General features: G+C 38.8%; 17 protein-coding genes. 11 read left to right on the forward strand and 6 right to left on the reverse strand.

Features of this window, described 5'->3' with window-relative positions; translation table 11 throughout:
• Positions 1 to 147 precede the first annotated feature (147 nt).
• Positions 148 to 537, reverse strand: a complete 390-nt coding sequence (cadR, locus tag VRK28_RS09310; RefSeq protein WP_008109677.1) for a Cd(II)/Pb(II)-responsive transcriptional regulator — start codon at positions 535 to 537, stop codon at positions 148 to 150.
• A gap of 79 nt (positions 538 to 616) precedes the next feature.
• Here cadR and VRK28_RS09315 point away from each other — a divergent pair, with 79 nt between their 5' ends.
• The gene (locus VRK28_RS09315) at positions 617 to 1,348 is read left to right on the forward strand and encodes a transglutaminase-like domain-containing protein (protein ID WP_008464145.1); all 732 of its coding nucleotides are present in this window, start codon (positions 617 to 619) and stop codon (positions 1,346 to 1,348) included.
• Positions 1,335 to 2,222, forward strand: coding sequence for a cation diffusion facilitator family transporter (locus tag VRK28_RS09320; protein WP_008464143.1), 888 nt, complete (start codon positions 1,335 to 1,337; stop codon positions 2,220 to 2,222). Before VRK28_RS09315 ends, VRK28_RS09320 begins: the two co-directional genes overlap by 14 nt.
• Before the next feature lie 98 nt (positions 2,223 to 2,320).
• On the opposite strand, the gene VRK28_RS09325 is transcribed toward VRK28_RS09320, so the two are convergent.
• The 4 genes from VRK28_RS09325 to VRK28_RS09340 form a co-directional block, all read right to left on the reverse strand.
• Positions 2,321 to 5,434, reverse strand: coding sequence for an efflux RND transporter permease subunit (locus VRK28_RS09325; protein ID WP_058155247.1), 3,114 nt, complete (start codon positions 5,432 to 5,434; stop codon positions 2,321 to 2,323).
• Positions 5,435 to 5,444: 10 nt separating this feature from the next.
• A complete protein-coding gene (locus tag VRK28_RS09330) occupies positions 5,445 to 6,341 on the reverse strand; it encodes an efflux RND transporter periplasmic adaptor subunit (protein WP_058155246.1) in 897 nt (298 codons plus the stop codon).
• 71 nt (positions 6,342 to 6,412) lie between these two features.
• Entirely contained in the window at positions 6,413 to 7,705 is a 1,293-nt protein-coding gene (locus VRK28_RS09335) for a TolC family protein (RefSeq protein WP_013465882.1), read from the reverse strand.
• A gap of 452 nt (positions 7,706 to 8,157) precedes the next feature.
• Positions 8,158 to 9,057: a cation transporter gene (locus VRK28_RS09340; protein ID WP_013465880.1), complete on the reverse strand. Its 900-nt coding sequence runs from the start codon at positions 9,055 to 9,057 to the stop codon at positions 8,158 to 8,160.
• Between the two features lie 509 nt (positions 9,058 to 9,566).
• Here VRK28_RS09340 and VRK28_RS09345 point away from each other — a divergent pair.
• From VRK28_RS09345 to VRK28_RS09355, 3 genes are read left to right on the forward strand one after another with little or no spacing between them, the layout of a single operon-like run.
• The gene (locus VRK28_RS09345; protein WP_033103103.1) at positions 9,567 to 9,812 is read left to right on the forward strand and encodes a helix-turn-helix domain-containing protein; all 246 of its coding nucleotides are present in this window, start codon (positions 9,567 to 9,569) and stop codon (positions 9,810 to 9,812) included.
• Between the two features lie 18 nt (positions 9,813 to 9,830).
• Positions 9,831 to 11,591 carry a KAP family P-loop NTPase fold protein gene (locus VRK28_RS09350; protein WP_024596196.1) on the forward strand — a complete coding sequence of 587 codons (1,761 nt, stop codon included), beginning with the start codon at positions 9,831 to 9,833 and terminating at the stop codon, positions 11,589 to 11,591.
• 1 nt (position 11,592) lies between these two features.
• The gene (locus VRK28_RS09355; protein ID WP_332393819.1) at positions 11,593 to 11,859 is read left to right on the forward strand and encodes a hypothetical protein; all 267 of its coding nucleotides are present in this window, start codon (positions 11,593 to 11,595) and stop codon (positions 11,857 to 11,859) included.
• A 298-nt stretch (positions 11,860 to 12,157) separates the two neighbouring features.
• Here VRK28_RS09355 and VRK28_RS09360 read toward each other — a convergent pair whose 3' ends face one another.
• A complete protein-coding gene (locus tag VRK28_RS09360) occupies positions 12,158 to 12,691 on the reverse strand; it encodes a hypothetical protein (RefSeq protein WP_064435669.1) in 534 nt (177 codons plus the stop codon).
• Between the two features lie 212 nt (positions 12,692 to 12,903).
• Here VRK28_RS09360 and merR point away from each other — a divergent pair, with 212 nt between their 5' ends.
• The 6 genes from merR to VRK28_RS09390 all read left to right on the forward strand — a co-directional run bounded on the left by merR (position 12,904) and on the right by VRK28_RS09390 (position 16,575).
• On the forward strand, positions 12,904 to 13,275 hold the full coding sequence (merR, locus tag VRK28_RS09365) for an Hg(II)-responsive transcriptional regulator (RefSeq protein WP_064435670.1): 372 nt from the start codon (positions 12,904 to 12,906) through the stop codon (positions 13,273 to 13,275).
• 191 nt (positions 13,276 to 13,466) lie between these two features.
• On the forward strand, positions 13,467 to 13,814 hold the full coding sequence (locus tag VRK28_RS09370) for a mercuric transporter MerT family protein (RefSeq protein ID WP_064435671.1): 348 nt from the start codon (positions 13,467 to 13,469) through the stop codon (positions 13,812 to 13,814).
• A 46-nt stretch (positions 13,815 to 13,860) separates the two neighbouring features.
• Positions 13,861 to 14,145, forward strand: a complete 285-nt coding sequence (gene merP / locus VRK28_RS09375) for a mercury resistance system periplasmic binding protein MerP (protein ID WP_064435672.1) — start codon at positions 13,861 to 13,863, stop codon at positions 14,143 to 14,145.
• On the forward strand, positions 14,145 to 14,564 hold the full coding sequence (merC, locus tag VRK28_RS09380) for an organomercurial transporter MerC (RefSeq protein WP_064435673.1): 420 nt from the start codon (positions 14,145 to 14,147) through the stop codon (positions 14,562 to 14,564). The genes merP and merC overlap by 1 nt, the downstream gene beginning before the upstream one ends.
• A gap of 20 nt (positions 14,565 to 14,584) precedes the next feature.
• Entirely contained in the window at positions 14,585 to 16,024 is a 1,440-nt protein-coding gene (merA, locus tag VRK28_RS09385; protein WP_064435674.1) for a mercury(II) reductase, read from the forward strand.
• Between the two features lie 113 nt (positions 16,025 to 16,137).
• Positions 16,138 to 16,575 (forward strand): MerR family transcriptional regulator, encoded by a 438-nt coding sequence (locus VRK28_RS09390; protein WP_008110853.1) that lies wholly within the window; start codon positions 16,138 to 16,140, stop codon positions 16,573 to 16,575.
• Positions 16,576 to 16,689: the final 114 nt, after the last annotated feature.

Consider the following 16,689-nt stretch of genomic DNA (forward strand, 5'->3'; position numbering starts at 1 on the left):
AATAGTTTGGCAAAACCTTGTGTGACTCATACTTGTGATACCGCTGACATGAATTTGTCAGCATTTCTTCCGTTTTTATCTGTCCACATTTAGGACATGCAATAGTCGATTAATGTTCTATATTCTGCCCGTATGCCTCTAACAGAGTTAACTATCTAGTGACTTAATGATCCCGCATGCTTCAATAGTATTGTTCGAACCACAAGCACTAGCCATCTGTTGTAATTCAGCTTTAAGCGCCCTTAATTCTTTCATGCGTTTATTCACTAGTGCAAGTTGCTGATCAATTAATGCATTAACGCTAGAGCAGCTTTCTTCTGGCTTATTTTTTAATTCGATAAGACGTTTAATATCATTGAGTGATATATCTAGGCTGCGACAATGTTTTACGAACTCCAATTGTTTAAGTGCTTTACTATCATACAGCCTGAAATTACCTTCTGAACGGTTTGGATTTAACAGTAATCCTTCTCTTTCATAATATCTAATTGTTTGTATAGAACAGCCCGATTTTTTAGACAATTCGCCTATTTTCATCAATTTCCCCCAGACATTTGATTCTATAGTTACTATAGAGTCTGTAGTATAAGTATGCAACGAAAAGGATATATAAAAAATGACCGAGAAATATTTAAACAATACGAATATCGTTAATTTTGAACACAAAGATATCCAATCCCTGATCGATCAGCGAGGATGGCAAAGCTTAGACGATTTCAACAAAATTGGAGCAGCATACCAATTTGTGAAAGATGAAATAATGTTTGGCTATAACAAGAGTGATGATATAGCAGCAAGCGATGTACTAGCAGATGGTTATGGGCAATGTAATACTAAGGGTAATCTGTTAATGGCGCTATTGCGTGGACTAGGTATCCAGTGTCGTTTCCATGGTTTTACCATTGATCAGCAATTACAAAAAGGGGCTATACCTAGCTATGTATTTTGGTTAGCACCTAAATACATCATTCATAGTTGGGTAGAAGTTTATTTCGATGGACGCTGGATAAACTTAGAGGGCTTTATATTGGATGAGCAATACTTAAGCTCACTACAGCAGAAATTTAGCCAAGCAAAAGATGACTTTTGTGTCTATGGTGTTGCAACAAAGTGTTTCTCTTCACCAAACACAAATTGGTGCGGCCAAGATACCTATATTCAAAAAGAAGGTATTCATGACGACTTTGGGCTTTATGATTCCCCTGATGAGTTTTATCTTGAAAAGGGTACTAATTTGTCGGGAGTAAAACGTTGGATGTATCAAGGTGTGATTCGCCATTTGATTAATATGAATGTATCAAAAATTAGAAATACAAAAGCACTGGAGGTACAAAATGCACAACCATAGTCACAGTCATCAGCATTCTAAAGATGATCGTATTGGTTGGGCATTTTTTCTGAATGTGACATTTACTATTATCGAATTTATAGGTGGTTGGCTCACTAACAGTACTGCGATAATGGCAGATGCAGTTCACGATCTTGGTGATAGTCTTTCAATAGGTTTTGCGTGGATTTTAAGTCGTTTTTCAGATAAAGAAGCATCAGATAAGTTTAGTTATGGTTATCGTAGACTTACTCTCTTTGGCGCATTGATAAACAGTATTGTTTTAATCATTGGCTCAATTTGGATTTTATTTGAAGCAATTCCAAGGCTGTCCAATCCTGAAATGCCTGTAGTCGAGGGGATGTTAGGGCTAGCGATACTCGGCGTTGCCGTTAACGGATATGCGGTATTAAAATTAAAAGCGGGTGAAACATTAAATGAGAAAGTGCTGACATGGCACCTTCTTGAAGATGTACTTGGATGGGTTGCCGTTCTTATAGTCTCTATCGTACTGTTGTTCGCTGAACTGCCGATATTAGATCCCCTTTTATCAATAGGGTTCACGCTGTTCATCTTGTTTAATGTTTTCAAAAACCTGAAATCAACACTCGTTTTATTTCTTCAAGCTGCACCCGATAAAGAGACTCAAAAGCGTATTAAACTATCACTAATGGAATTTCCTGAAGTTAATGGTATCCACCACATGCACTTTTGGTCACTAGATGGTGAAAGTCACGTTTTAACAGCGCACCTTGAGCTGAGTGACAACTTTGACGTTAAAGAATTAATTAGGCTTAAACAAGAAGTTGCAGCTAAATTATCTTCCTATCATTTATCGCATACAACGATAGAGTTTGAGTTTTTAAATGAAAATTGTCGGGATGAAGCGCAGTAAGCTTTATCAATAAAATGTTGGGCATACAATATAAAAAGCAGCTTAATTAGGCATAACCTATTAATTAAGCTGCTTTTTGGGCTTTAAATTTCGTCAGATTACTGTTTGTTACTCTCAGAGCCATGCGCCCATTGATATAAAACAGGTAATACAAACAAAGTTAAAATGGTAGAAGATACAATACCGCCGATAACGACTGTTGCTAGTGGTCGTTGTACTTCTGCACCAATTCCAGTGTTTAGCGCCATTGGAATAAAACCTAAACTAGCAACCAGTGCCGTCATTAAAATAGGTCTTAAACGAATGATGGCACCTTCAATGATCGCTACGTAAAGGTCGCCTTTTTCATGCCAAAGATCTCGAATAAAAGCCAACATAACCAAGCCATTTAATACGGCGACACCTGACAATGCTATGAAGCCGACACCTGCCGAAATTGATAAGGGCATGTCTCTTAAATAAAGTGAAAATACGCCCCCAGTTAATGCTAAAGGCACGCCACTGAAAATGATTAATGCATCTTTTAATGAACCAAATGCGATAACCAAAATACCTAAGATTACAACTAATGTGATCGGTACAACTAAGCTTAATCTTTTACTCGCTGACTCTAGTTGTTCAAACGTTCCACCATAATCAAGCCAGTATCCTGCTGGGATTTCTCCTTCCTGATTAATTTTAGCTTTCACTTCTTTTACAAAGCCGCCTAAATCTCTGCCACGAACATTGACGGTAACCACAACTCTTCTTTTTCCGTTCTCACGGCTAATTTGAGCAGGTAAAGACTCTGATTTAAGCTCTGCAACTTCTTCAAGTGGCACATAGTTACCACCCTCAAGTGGAAGCGGCAGGTGCTTCAAGCCATTGATATCTGTTCTTGTTTGCTCTGGTAGGCGAACAACTAACTCAAATCGTCTGTCACCTTCATAAATGATCCCCGCAGATTCTCCACCAATTGCAGTAGCAACCCAGTCTTGCAGTTCTGAAACGCTCAAACCGTATCGACCAAGCGCTTCTCGTTTAGGAATTACTGATAAAGATGGAACACCTGTGACCTGTTCCATTCGGGCATCAGCAGCACCGTCCACGGTTTTCACAATATTTAGAATATCTTTTGCGGTAAGTAATAATCGATCTAAGTCATCGCCAAATACTTTGATGCCCACATCAGCTCTAACGCCAGAAATCAATTCATTGAAACGCATTTGAATAGGCTGAGTGAATTCATAGTTGTTGCCCGGAATGTTTTTCAGTACTTCTTCCATTTCTTCAACTAATTCACTCTTTGGCTTTGAAGGTTCGGCCCATTCTTTACGTGGTTTTAAAATAACAAAGATATCAGCAATACTCGGTGGCATTGGATCAGTTGCTACTTCTGGTGTGCCGATGCGCGAGAATACTTTATCAACTTCAGGAAACGCTTTAATACGTTGCTCAAGTACTTCTTGCATTTCTACTGATTGCTCTAGGCCGGTAGAAGGTATTCTTAGCGCTTGGACTGTTATATCCCCTTCATTTAGCTGTGGAACAAATTCACTACCCAGCGTTGTTGCTAACCAAAGGCTATACCCCATTAAGAGCGTCGAAAATGAAACGATAACCCAACGAAATTTCAACGCCATTTTTAGCAATGGTTCATAAATAGACTTGGTTGAACGAATAACAACACTTTCTTTTTCGCTGATTTTACCTTTCATAAAAACAGCTACAGCAGCAGGAACCAGTGTAACTGAAAGGATCATTGCGGAAATTAACGCCATAACGACAGTTGCCGCCATAGGGTGGAACATTTTCCCTTCAACGCCAGTTAGCGTGAAAATGGGGATGTAAACAACAGTGATAATTGCCACACCAAACAAGCTTGGACGTATCACTTCTGAAGTGGCTTCAAAAACGGTATTTAGGCGTTCTCTTAAGTCTTGCCTATGACCGTTGTGTTGGGCCTGTGCTAACCTACGGACAGAGTTTTCAACGATGATGACAGCCCCGTCCACTATCAAGCCAAAGTCCAATGCGCCGAGACTCATTAAATTGGCAGATACTCCTGCTTGCACCATACCTGTGATTGTCATTAACATGGAAATAGGGATAACAGCAGCGGTAATGAGAGCTGCACGTAAATTTCCAAGTAGAATAAATAACACAACAATAACTAAAAGCGCACCTTCAACGAGGTTTTTGGTAACGGTTGCAATCGCTTTATCTACTAACGTTGTTCTGTCGTAAACAGGCTCTGCGGTAATGCCCTTTGGCAGAGATTTTTGTATTTCGCTGAGCTTATGTTCCACTTCTAAAGCAACGGTGCGAGAATTCTCACCAATCAGCATCATGGTTGTACCAAGCACTGTCTCAATGCCATTACGAGTAGCAGCCCCTGTTCTAAGTTCTTTGCCTATAGCAACATTGGCAACATCACTTATTTTTACAGGAATACCATCGTTCTTTTTGATGATGACATTGAGGATCTCATCTATTGTCGCTAGTTGCCCAATGGAGCGTACTAAAACTTGCTGTCCGTTTTGCTCGATATAACCCGCGCCACGGTTATCATTATTTTTACGTAATGCATCAGATATTTCTTCAAAGCTCACACGATAAAAAAGTAATTTTTCAGGTTTCGGTGTTATGTGATATTGCTTGTTGTAGCCGCCGATACTGTTGACCTCAATGACGCCTTTAACTTGAGCCAATTGCGGTTTAATGATCCAGTCTTGTATTTCTCTTAAGGCAATAGCGGTATAAGGCTCTCCATTAGGCATTTTAGCATCAGGAGAAGCTTGTACGGTATACATAAATATTTCGCCAAGCCCTGTCGAAATAGGACCCATTTCTGGCTCTAAGCCAGAGGGAATAACGCCTTTTATCGCAGCTAATCTTGCATTGATTAAGTTGCGAGCAAAATAAATATCGGTTCCCTCTTCAAAGATAACGGTTACTTGAGATAATCCATATCTTGACAGGGAGCGGGTGTGAGACAGCTTTGGCAATCCGGCTAAGGCTGTTTCTACAGGAAAGGTCACCCTTTGTTCCGCTTCCAAAGGTGAATAACCGGGGGCAGAAGTGTTTATTTGTACCTGCACGTTTGTTATATCTGGAACAGCATCAATGGGAAGTTTTTGATAACTCCACATACCAACGCCGATGATTACCATCAGCAAGCTTAATACTAAGTAGCGCCTATTTATTGCAAGACGCAAAATTGATTCAATCATATTGCGTCTCCTAATCGTCGTCTTCTACTTCAGATTTCAATATATCTGCTTTTATCAGATAACTGTTTTTGTTTACATATTCAGTGTCTTTACTGAGGCCACCAATAACCTCGATATAGTTCTTATCTGAACGTCCTAATACAAGCGGTGCAAATTCGTACTCTTCATCTTCTTTAACAAATACACCTAATTGTCCCCCCAGTTCTTGGATAGCAACTTTCTCAACGGCTAAATCCACCTTGAATTGATTTATTTTGACGTTGCCTTTTAATAATTGACCTGACGTTAGCTTTAACTCAGTGTTGTTTAAACGTACACGTGCTAAAACATAAGACTGATCTTTAGCTGGAATTATATTGGTGATGGTTGAGTTGAATGCCTGTTCACCATGCTCAATATCAACAGGTTGACCGACTTTAATTTGATTATATTGGCTGGTAAACACCTTAAATTCAGCCCACAAGGTGTCAAAATTGACGATTTCAAACAAGCTAGTGTTTTGCGTGATACCGCCAATATTTCCATTTCGCTGTAAAACAGTCCCAGAAACAGGCGATGTTATTTTATAAGTATTTAAGCTCTCATTAGATTCAATAACGGCTAATAGATCGCCTTTTTTTACCGTATCACCAACAGTGGAGTTTATTGTCTTTATAACGCCGTTATATCTAGCGCCAACTTGAAATAATTGTTCAGCGCCTATCGTCGTAGAGCCGTATACAGGGATAGTTTGGTTCAACGTTTTTGAAGCTAAATAGGCTGTTTCAACACCAACCTTTTTTGCCATGTTATTGTCGATTTTGCTTATGCCTTCTTCGCCTTCATGTTCATCTTCACTAGCGAAAACACTTTGAATGGGTGACAAATACCCAATAAAAATCAATAGTGCGAGTAAATAGTTTTTCATTTTTAATTCCTAAACGATTCAGTTAATAACTGAATCAATAAATTGTTATTAAGCTTAAAGTGATGCTTTTTTTAGAGTGACAGCGCTTCGTTTGTTAGTTTTTCTATCTCTGCGCCATAAATTAGGGCAGCAGATGCCGCATCAATGAGGGTTCGCCGAGCATTTAACAGCTCTTGTCTAGCCGATACATAATCAAGATATCCATATCGACCTTTTTGATAGGCGTCTTGAGTATCTTCCAGTGCATCTTCAAGCATTGGGATAACCGACTGCTTTAATGAATTAGCTGTTAATATGGCTTGTTTTCTATTGGAGTATGCTCGTAGTAAGTGATTTCTAAACCTCAACTTAGTCGCCTCTTTCTCTATGGCAACTTGGTCACGCTCTGCTAGCGCACTAGCGATTGCACCAGAATTTCGCTTTTCAGCAAACAAAGGTAAGCTAAAGCCAGCGACCAGTGCCGTATCATTGGCTTCTTGAGAGCGCCTAACACCAACAGACCATTTGATATTGGCCGTTGACTCTGTTTTAGCTAACTGTATTTCAGCCTCTTTTAGTCGCTGTTCACTTGCATAGATTTGAATAGCAGGGTTCTTCTCTAACTTCGCAAAAAGGCTGTTAAAGTCACTATCATTGCCAAACTGAAAAAGATCCCCTTGTACTTCAGAGAAGGTTACAGAGTTTTCCCCCCAGTAGGCTGCTAATGAGAGCTTCAAATATTCCAAGCGCTTTTGTTCAGATTGAAGGGTGAGGTTAGCCTGAGCAATAACTGCTTTTGAGCGTTTCACTTCAGCCTCAGGAGTAGCACCTGCGCGGTTACGCTGAGATACAATCTCTAACGTTTCTTGTGCTAAGCTCAAAGCATTTTCTGCCAATATAACTCTTTGTTGGGCTGCAAGTACTTCCACGTACTTCTCAGTGACTTGAGCCATTAAATTAAGCGCAGAGACTTCTTTCTCAGCATTGAGTAGTGCTCTTGATTTTGAAACAAGTCCAATCCGCGCTGAGCGTTTATCTCCCATTTCGATAACCGAAGATAGAGCGACTGTTAATTCAGCACTGTCGAATGCATTAAATTCACCTGAGCCTGCAAAGTTCTCAGCTTCAACTTCTAGTTCATAAGCAGGATTTAAACTTGCTGTTTGTTCTTGTCCTGTTAATGCGGTTTGTTTGAAATCAAATATTTTGAGTTCAGGATTTTGTTTAAGCGTCCACTGAATTGCCTCTTGAAGATTTAACTGCTTTTCAAAGGCATAAACATTAAATGTAAAAAGTGACAACGCGAGAAACGCGATATATTTAAGCCGAGGTGTTACACACCTCAAAATTGCTATCTTGCGATGCACACAGGTATTAAGTGCCATGTATACTTTCCTATAAATTTATATGTTTTTTTCGGTCATTAACATTTGACCTTTCATAATTTTCTATAAAATTTAGGCGTATTTAGGTGGGCGGAATGGCACCGAGATATAGCCTTTTAGCTCAGGAGAAACTAAGGCGTAGGTAAGGAAATATTCTATTGCTTGGAAAATGTTACAGGAAGAATCAGCATTTAAAAATAAGTGACAACAGCAACAAAAATTACAATTATCAATTGAAGAGTTGCTATTATTCACCTCAAGCATATTGGAGTCTTCTGGAGCTTTTAGCGGGGTAATAGACTTAGTTAGTGATGAACTAAAAGAACTTTCACTTAAGTTTATTTCAAGCTCTTCTAGCGAAAAAAACACAGACTGCACCGCGATTAAAATCATTATCACGTATGATATATTTGATTTGATATACGATGAGTGCATTATTTTCATTTCTCTGCTTAATACTTTAGCTGTAAGATGCGGCGAGCACCGTTTAAAACGACAAGAGCAATTATCAAACCAATCACTAAATCTGGATAACGACTGCTTGTTGCTGTAACTAATAAGCCAGCTAAAATTACACCAACGTTTGCGATAACGTCATTTGCGGAAAAAATCCAACTCGCTTTCATATGAGCGCCGTCTTCTTTGTTGCCAAATATCAAAAACAGACAAGCAACGTTAGCGATTAGTGCTATTCCACCAAATATCATCATTAAAGAAGAGATCGGTTCACTACCGTAAACAAAGCGTCTTACGACTTCGCTCAAAGCACCTAGCGCTAGAATAACTTGAAGCACACCAGATATATGTGCTGCTCTAAGTTTCATGCTAATACTTTTACCTACGGCATAAATAGCTAAACCATACACAGCAGCATCAGCAAACATATCTAATGAGTCTGCAATTAGGCCAGCAGACTGTGCAATAATCCCAGCAATTACTTCTATAAAAAACATGACTCCATTAATGGCTAACAACCATTTTAGGGTTGATGCTTCTTTCATCTCATTTTTTTGGGCTAAGTCTTTTGCTTTTGCAGCTTCTGTACTGCAACTTTGTTTAGTTGACTCTAACTCTGCACCGAGTTTAAGTTGTTGTAACTTTTTTGTTATCTCATCTAAATTTTCATCATGAAAAACTTTGACTAAGCGATTAGGAATATCAAACTGCAATCCAACTGAAGGCTGAATTGAGTCAAGTGCTAATCTGATCAATCTCTCTTCTGAAGGACAGTCCATTTGAGGCACTTTATATGTACTGACAAACGCGCCACTATAGTTATCTAATTGTGTATCAATTTTTACGTCTTCGTTGGTAGGAGATGATTGACACTGACCACTACATTTTTCTGACATATTTAACATTCCGAAACAATATTAAAATAAGTATAAAATCTATAGTGGCTATAGAGTCAAATAAAAAGTTATTTAATTTGAAAAGATTGGGAAGTAACTCAAATAGCTATTCCAAGAAAATAATTGTTGGGGGGTAGTGACAGCAAACACTGCTAACATTATTTGGACTGCCCGTTTTATACCGATGTTTATCAAAGATAAAAAATAGAAGAGCTATCTAGATAGAATAAATTAACCGATGATCCTAATTCCACATTAAAGTCGCGTTGGTGTGTTACTAATTGTACAGAGGATCTAAAACAAGATTTAAATTTAAAAGTAAGAGCAACGACTATATTGTTGGAACACTTGTCATGAGATACGCTAAGCCTAATGTCCGGTTTCGTATCAAAGTGAATTTTAGCTGAAGTAATTTTGTACCATCGTTTACGACTGCTTCAGGCTCAAATCTGACGAAGATTTCCTAGTACTCACCCAATCTGGCTTGATGAGAAATAATCTCAAACATTATGCGTAGCCACATATTCGCTCAACTTGAGCGGGATCTTATAAAAGCCAGAACCACAGAAGGTCGTGAAGAGGCTAAAGCTAAAGGCAAACACATGGGCAGATTGCCTGCTTTATCAGACAAACAAGCGAAAGAATTATATAAAGATAAATTAAATGGTGAATCGATCTCTGCATTAGCGAAGAAATATTCTGTTAGCCGCCCCACGGTTCACCGAACTATTGAAAGAATGGAACAAAAGAAATAATAAATAAAAGGAGACGTTATGTGGTCTGATAAAGAATCAAAAATTGATTTCTTAAATTTTAATGAAACGGCTGAGTCAATAAAAGATCTTATAACAGAAAAGGAGTTAATGCCTATTAGTATAGGCGTTTTTGGTGATTGGGGCGCTGGAAAATCGACGATTCTTGAACTTACTAAGGCTTCTCTGGAAAGTGATGAACAAGAATATATCCAAGTACATTTCGATGCATGGACTTTCCAAGGGTATGATGACGCTAAAGCGGCGTTACTAGAAACAATTGCATCTACTTTAGTTAAAAAAGCAGCAGACGATAAAAATCTCAGTGCAAAAGCAAAAGAGTTTGCTGGACGAATAGATAAGATCAGACTGATGGGATTGCTAATGGATGGTGGTGCAGCATTAGCTGGTATACCAACTATGGGTGGTATACAGAAGATCATGGGACTATTCAGTGGTGGTGACGATGGTGAACTGGATGTTGATGATGTAAAAGGTGCTGTCGATGGCGCTAAGGATGTCGCGAAGAAAAACAAAGGTTTGATCAAAGATAATAAATCATTTTCACCTCCTAAAGAAATTAAAGAATTCCGAAAAGCATATTCTGATCTGTTAAAGGAGTTTGATAAGCCACTTATTGTCTATGTCGATAATTTAGATCGCTGCTCTCCATTTAATGCTATTTCGACCCTTGAGGCGATCAGGTTATTTCTATTTTTACCCAATACTGCATTTGTTATTGCCGCCGATGAGGACATGATCCGCTTGGCAGTGCCTGAGTATCACAAAGGTGCATCTCAACGACATCAAACTGATTATTTAGACAAGCTTATTCAAATTCCTGTGCATGTACCAAGACCCGGCGTTCTGGAGATAAGGGCATATTTAATGATGCTTACTGCTCAAGATCACGGCGTTACCGATGCGCAATTAGAAACGATAAGATGTGCCCTTGAAGAGTCATTAAGGCTGTCGTGGAAACAACCACAAATTACCGTTGACGAGCTACTTCAAGATCACGAGATTGAAAAGCATTCCGAACTCAGAAGTAAATTTGTGGTTGCTGAACAGTTAGCTCCACTATTAGCTGAATCCACAAACATTAACGGCAACCCTCGCATAGTTAAGCGATTACTCAATCAGGTTAAGATGAGAAAGAAAACCGCTCATCGCAGAGGAATGCAGCTTGATGAAAAAACTATCACTAAGCTGGTAATTTTTGAGAGGTGCTTAGGCACTCAGGCTACCAACAAGCTTTATGAATTAATTGATAAGGAAAACGGATATCCAAAAGTATTAGCGGATCTTGAAAATTCAGAAGTCGAATTTGACGAAATTAATTTACCTGAAGAGTGGAAACTCGACCTAGCTTTTATTGATAAATGGTCGAAATTACCTCCCATGTTCACTGAAATGGATTTGACACCAGCGGCATATCTGAGCAGAGAAAGCATTCCAATGGGGGCTGTTAATTCGGTAATGTCTGGAGCCGCTCAAAAACTCGTAGAAGAATTAATGAAGCAAAAGGTAAGGGTCAGTGGCGTTAACTCTACTGCGATTACCACAACTCCGAAGGAAGAATACATGTCAGTCATGGATGGTTTGATTGAAAACTTTAAGTTGATTGGTGATTGGACCGAAAGACCAACAGGCATTTATGGGGCTGTGTTACTTGCCAAGCAGGATGATAAATGTAGCTTAAGTCTTCTTACATTTTTAAAAAGCTTGCCCCGCCAAAGATGGCTTAATCCAATTTTAAAAGAACTAGAGGGAACTAAGTAATATGGGTACGTCCGCATCGTCAACAGGACCAAATAATAAGAGTCCACTTATTCCATCTTGGACAGAGCAAGGAGATCCTGTCACAATAGAACCTGCATCAGGTACTGATGGGGATGAGCAAGCTGGCTCTGATAATAATCAAGCTGATGATCAGAATGACAATAGCAATGATATTGACAATGACAAGGTTCAACAAGAAATCGGTGGTTCACCTACAGCAACACCGCCTCCAAATAGGTTTGCCAGTGCCAGAAGAGCATTTGTGTGACTACTCATAATGTTTGGGACTGAACTCATATTGAAGTAGCTTATTTTAATGGACTAAAACAAATAAGAGTTTATTGATTTCTTTGTTTTTCAATCATAATACTTGATATTCAGTCAGTAATCTTATTGATCACTTGTAGCCAAAAGCGGTCATTAGCTTTTGGGTTAATAACGGCTGCTCAGAGCCTAAAGCTACCAATTTATGTAATTATGTTTGTAAGTCATTCTAATGCGCTCAAGATAAACGAGCTAAGCGGTAAAAGTTCTTGGTCAGATTAGGGCATGCAAAGTGTTAATCGTTACCTATTTATTTTCAGTTTACTTTCCCAATGATCAATACTTTTGATAAATCCGGGACAATGATGTTCCAATGATTTATGGCCGGATAAGATCCCCCATAAATGAGGAATAGAGCGCATTTCACAACCCGGAGTTTTGATTATTGCTGATAAAACAAATGACAAGCCAAGATGTCCATATACATACGTCATCCAAAGCATAAGCCATGCGGTAATATACTCCCAATTTTGAGAATCTTTATCTTGCCAAACTAAACCAAGAGTTAGCAATGTTATTGTAAAAATCGAAAGTTGCACTAGCCAAGCCCATTTGACAGAAAAACCTAAGTTTACGACTGGTTTAATCAGATAGAAACCAAGAGCAATGGTGCAAATACTAACAAAATTCACGGGCCACCCACGGTCAATCATTCCCGGTATGTCGTCAACAATTTGCCATACTAAATCAAGACAGATTATACCTAAAAGTAGGCGAACAATTCGTCCAATAATTCGCGGTGGTTCAATACTTCCCGATTCTAGATATGTATTCATGCAATTACTCTTTGACTATCTGTTGATCTATTAATGCCTTATATGAACTATTCAATATATTCTAATTTAGTATAGATGCCATTCGTTGGTTTATGCATGTAAAGCACAGGTGTTAAAGCTCATATTCATTGCTGGTCACTCTAATTAGATATAAAGTAAGTAAACAAAAAATCGGTAAGGTAATTGATAACGTGTCTAAACGAACCATAAGTATGTTGGCTAAAGAAGTGAGCGTAAATGTCGAGACAATTCGTTTTTATGAACGCAAAGGCTTAATTAATCAGCCACCCAAACCTATGCAGGGCTATAGACATTACCCGAATGAAACGGTAAACAGAATACACTTTATTAAGCGTTCTCAAGAATTAGGTTTTACACTGAAAGAGATTGAAGGGTTACTTGCGTTAAACGATAGTCCATGTAGTAAAGTACAAGAATTAGCTAATAAAAAACTGATCGCAGTACAAAAAAAGATGGCTGACTTGTTGTTGTTAGAACACGCTTTGGAAGAACATTTAGGACAATGCCAAAATAATGATGACGATAGCCACTGCCCAATAATTGATTCGTTGCAACCGAAGTAAATGATTCACTTAACTACCATTTCCCACTAAAACAGCATATCCAATTTTACTTCTGCGCCTTAATTCAAGTTAGCTTATTCCCCTTATCTGTCGTAGCAGATTATCCAAGATAAATTTTTTTATAAATCACCCTTGACTCCGTACTTAGGTACATACAATACACTTGCATTATCACTTAATGAGGTATCCATATGAATCAAAAAGAATCAAACCTTCCAATGATAGGTGGCATCATCGCAGCAATAGGCGCAGGCGTGTGTTGTGTAGGTCCTTTGCTCCTGTTACTACTTGGGGTAAGTGGCTCATGGATTGGTAATTTAACTGCATTTGAACCCTATAGGCCATTATTTATCGCATTTGTAGTGTTGTTGTTTGGTTACTCAGGTTGGAAAATTTATCGTCCAGTAGAAGAGTGTGAGCCGGGAACGGCCTGTGCAATTCCTAAGAAACAGCAACAACGAAAAGCCATTTTCTGGCTGAGCGCTATAGTTGCGACAATTTTAGTGACCAGTAATTATTGGATACTTTTGTTTGCTTAATATACAGATCAAGAAATTTATAACATTTTAAAATTTGGAGCTAATTATGAAAAAATTATTATTAACCGCACTGCTTTCACTTTCTAGTTTTGGTGCTTTTGCCGAAGTAAAAACAGTTACGCTGGAAGTGCCAACGATGAACTGTGCGACATGCCCAATCACAGTTAAAAAATCATTAGAAAATGTTGATGGCGTTGAAAAAGCGAAAGTTACCTACAAGCCTAAGCTAGCTGTTGTTTCTTTTGATGACACTAAAACCAACATCAATGCATTAATTGCAGCGACTACCAACGCTGGCTACCCATCAAATTTAAAAGGTGAAAATAAGTAATGTTTAGCCCCTTAAAACTTGTTACGCGTATCGGAGATAAAGCAGGCTCTATAGGTGCACTTGTTTCGGCAATGGGGTGCGCTATGTGTTTTCCTGCGATAGCTAGTCTAGGTGCGGCAATTGGGATGGGATTTCTTAGTCAGTGGGAAGGGTTATTTATCAATACGTTGTTACCACTGTTTGCAGCATTAGCGCTGGCAATGAATATTTTAGGCTGGTTTAGCCATCGTCAATGGCACCGTAGTTTAATCGGTTCAATTGGCCCAATTTTGGTTTTACTCTCTTTATACCCTTGGTTCCAGTACGGCTGGAGTTCATACGTTACTTATACGGGGCTAGGACTAATGGTTGTTGTATCAATTTGGGACATGGTTTCTCCAGCGAATAAACGCTGTGATGATGAAACTTGTACCGCTTAACTTTTTAAGAGGAATAAAATATGTCAACGAATAGTTGTTGCTCGTCAAATGACACTCAGCCAGAACAATTACATGTAGCCATTATTGGTAGTGGCTCAGGGGCCTTTGCCAGTGCGATTAAAGCAGCAGAAGGCGGAGCAAGAGTTACTATCATTGAGGGGGCTGATGTTATCGGTGGTTGCTGTGTAAATGTCGGCTGTGTTCCCTCAAAAATATTAATCCGTGCTGCGCAATTAGCGCACCAGCAACGTACTAACCCATTTGATGGTTTAGAGAATATTCAGCCACAACTTAGCCGTTCCTTATTAGCACATCAGCAAAATGCTCGCGTTGAAGAATTACGCGATGCTAAATATCAACGTATTTTAGAGAGCAATCCAGCGCTATCTTTACTTAAAGGTTATGCACGTTTTAAAAATGAAAATACCTTGCTAGTTCAAAAGTCTGATGGTAGCGAAGAAGAGCTGGTTGCAGATCGCATTTTAATTGCAACAGGCTCTACACCAAGTATTCCACCAATTGAAGGGTTAGTTGACACGCCTTACTGGACATCAACAGAAGCCTTGTTTACCGAAGAATTACCAAGTAGCTTGATTGTTATCGGCTCCTCCGTTGTTGCTCTGGAAATTGCACAAGCTTATGCCCGTTTAGGAAGCAGTGTAACAGTATTAGCACGACATACGCTTTTGTATGCAGAAGATCCGTTATTAGGTGAAAAGCTGACTGAATGTTTTGAAAAAGAAGGCATTCGTGTACTTAATAATACGCAAGCAAGTCATGTTTCTTATGGTAGTAATGGGTTTACATTGAAAACTAACGAAGGAACATTAATCGCTGAAAAATTGCTTATCTCTACGGGTCGCCATGCAAATACTGGCAAGCTTGGTTTAGAAAATGTTGGTGTTGAAACAGATAAAAGTGGTGCCATTGTTGTTAATAGTATGATGGAAACATCAACAGCTAACATTTATGCCGCTGGAGATTGTTCCAATATGCCACAATTTGTTTATGTTGCTGCTGCTGCCGGAAGTAGGGCTGGAATTAATATGACAGGTGGAAATGCGCAACTCGATTTATCTACCATGCCTGCTGTTATATTCACCGACCCACAAGTTGCTACGGTAGGTCTAACCGAAGTACAAGCTTCAGCGGTAGGAATAAATACGATAAGTCGTGTACTTGATATGGAAAACGTACCAAGAGCTTTAGCAAATTTTGAAACGGATGGTTTTATCAAGTTGGTAGCTGAAGAATCCACGGGGAAACTGATAGGCGCACAAATTTTAGCCCATGAAGGCGGAGAACTGATTCAAAGTGCGGCTCTTGCTATTCATAATAAAATGACAGTCGAAGAATTGGCAGGTCAACTATTTCCGTATTTGACGATGGTTGAAGGATTGAAGTTATGCGCTCAAACCTTTAGCAAAGACGTTAAAGAGCTATCTTGCTGCGCAGGGTAATCATTTAACGGTAATGTACTTACAGAAATGTTAATGGAGTGCCAATTGATTGAATGTAATCAAGATATCTTAAGGCATTCCATTAACAACACAAATTGGAAGCATGCTAAATCATGATTAAATCTAAGGTTGAAAACATTCCTGTTGGTGAAGTCAGTTTTTTGACAGAGATACCTGACATCAATAAGTTCATTAGTAGTGATGATGATGCGTTGGATTTTCCTTTGAGTATTTCTCAACTGGCACTAGCTGCACAAACATCTGTCCATACGGTAAGAAATTATGTTCTTGAGAACTTAGTACACTGCGAAGAAAAAACTAAGTCAGGCCATTCACTTTATGGCTTATGTGCATTAAAGAGATTAAAGTTCATTCGGGCAGCAAGGGCGGCAGGTCTTCTTGTAGTTGATATCAAGCCATTACTAATGGCAATAGATGCAGGAGAAAGAAAAGTTCCTGAAGACATCCAAAAGCTGCTACTTACTAAAATCGAGCATAGAAAAGTATTTTTAAATCTAGTAACAAACCAAATTGAAGAGTTTTGCAATTAGAACAATTATAGAACAGTTCATAGCTCGACTAAAAACTTGTTAGCTTATCTGTTTTCTATCAATGTTAGCTTGTATATATCAAGCATATAGAATAGCAACGACCCTAATTATGGT

This window comes from Pseudoalteromonas sp. P80D2, from assembly GCF_036680945.1.
Classification (GTDB): Bacteria; Pseudomonadota; Gammaproteobacteria; order Enterobacterales; family Alteromonadaceae; genus Pseudoalteromonas; species Pseudoalteromonas shioyasakiensis.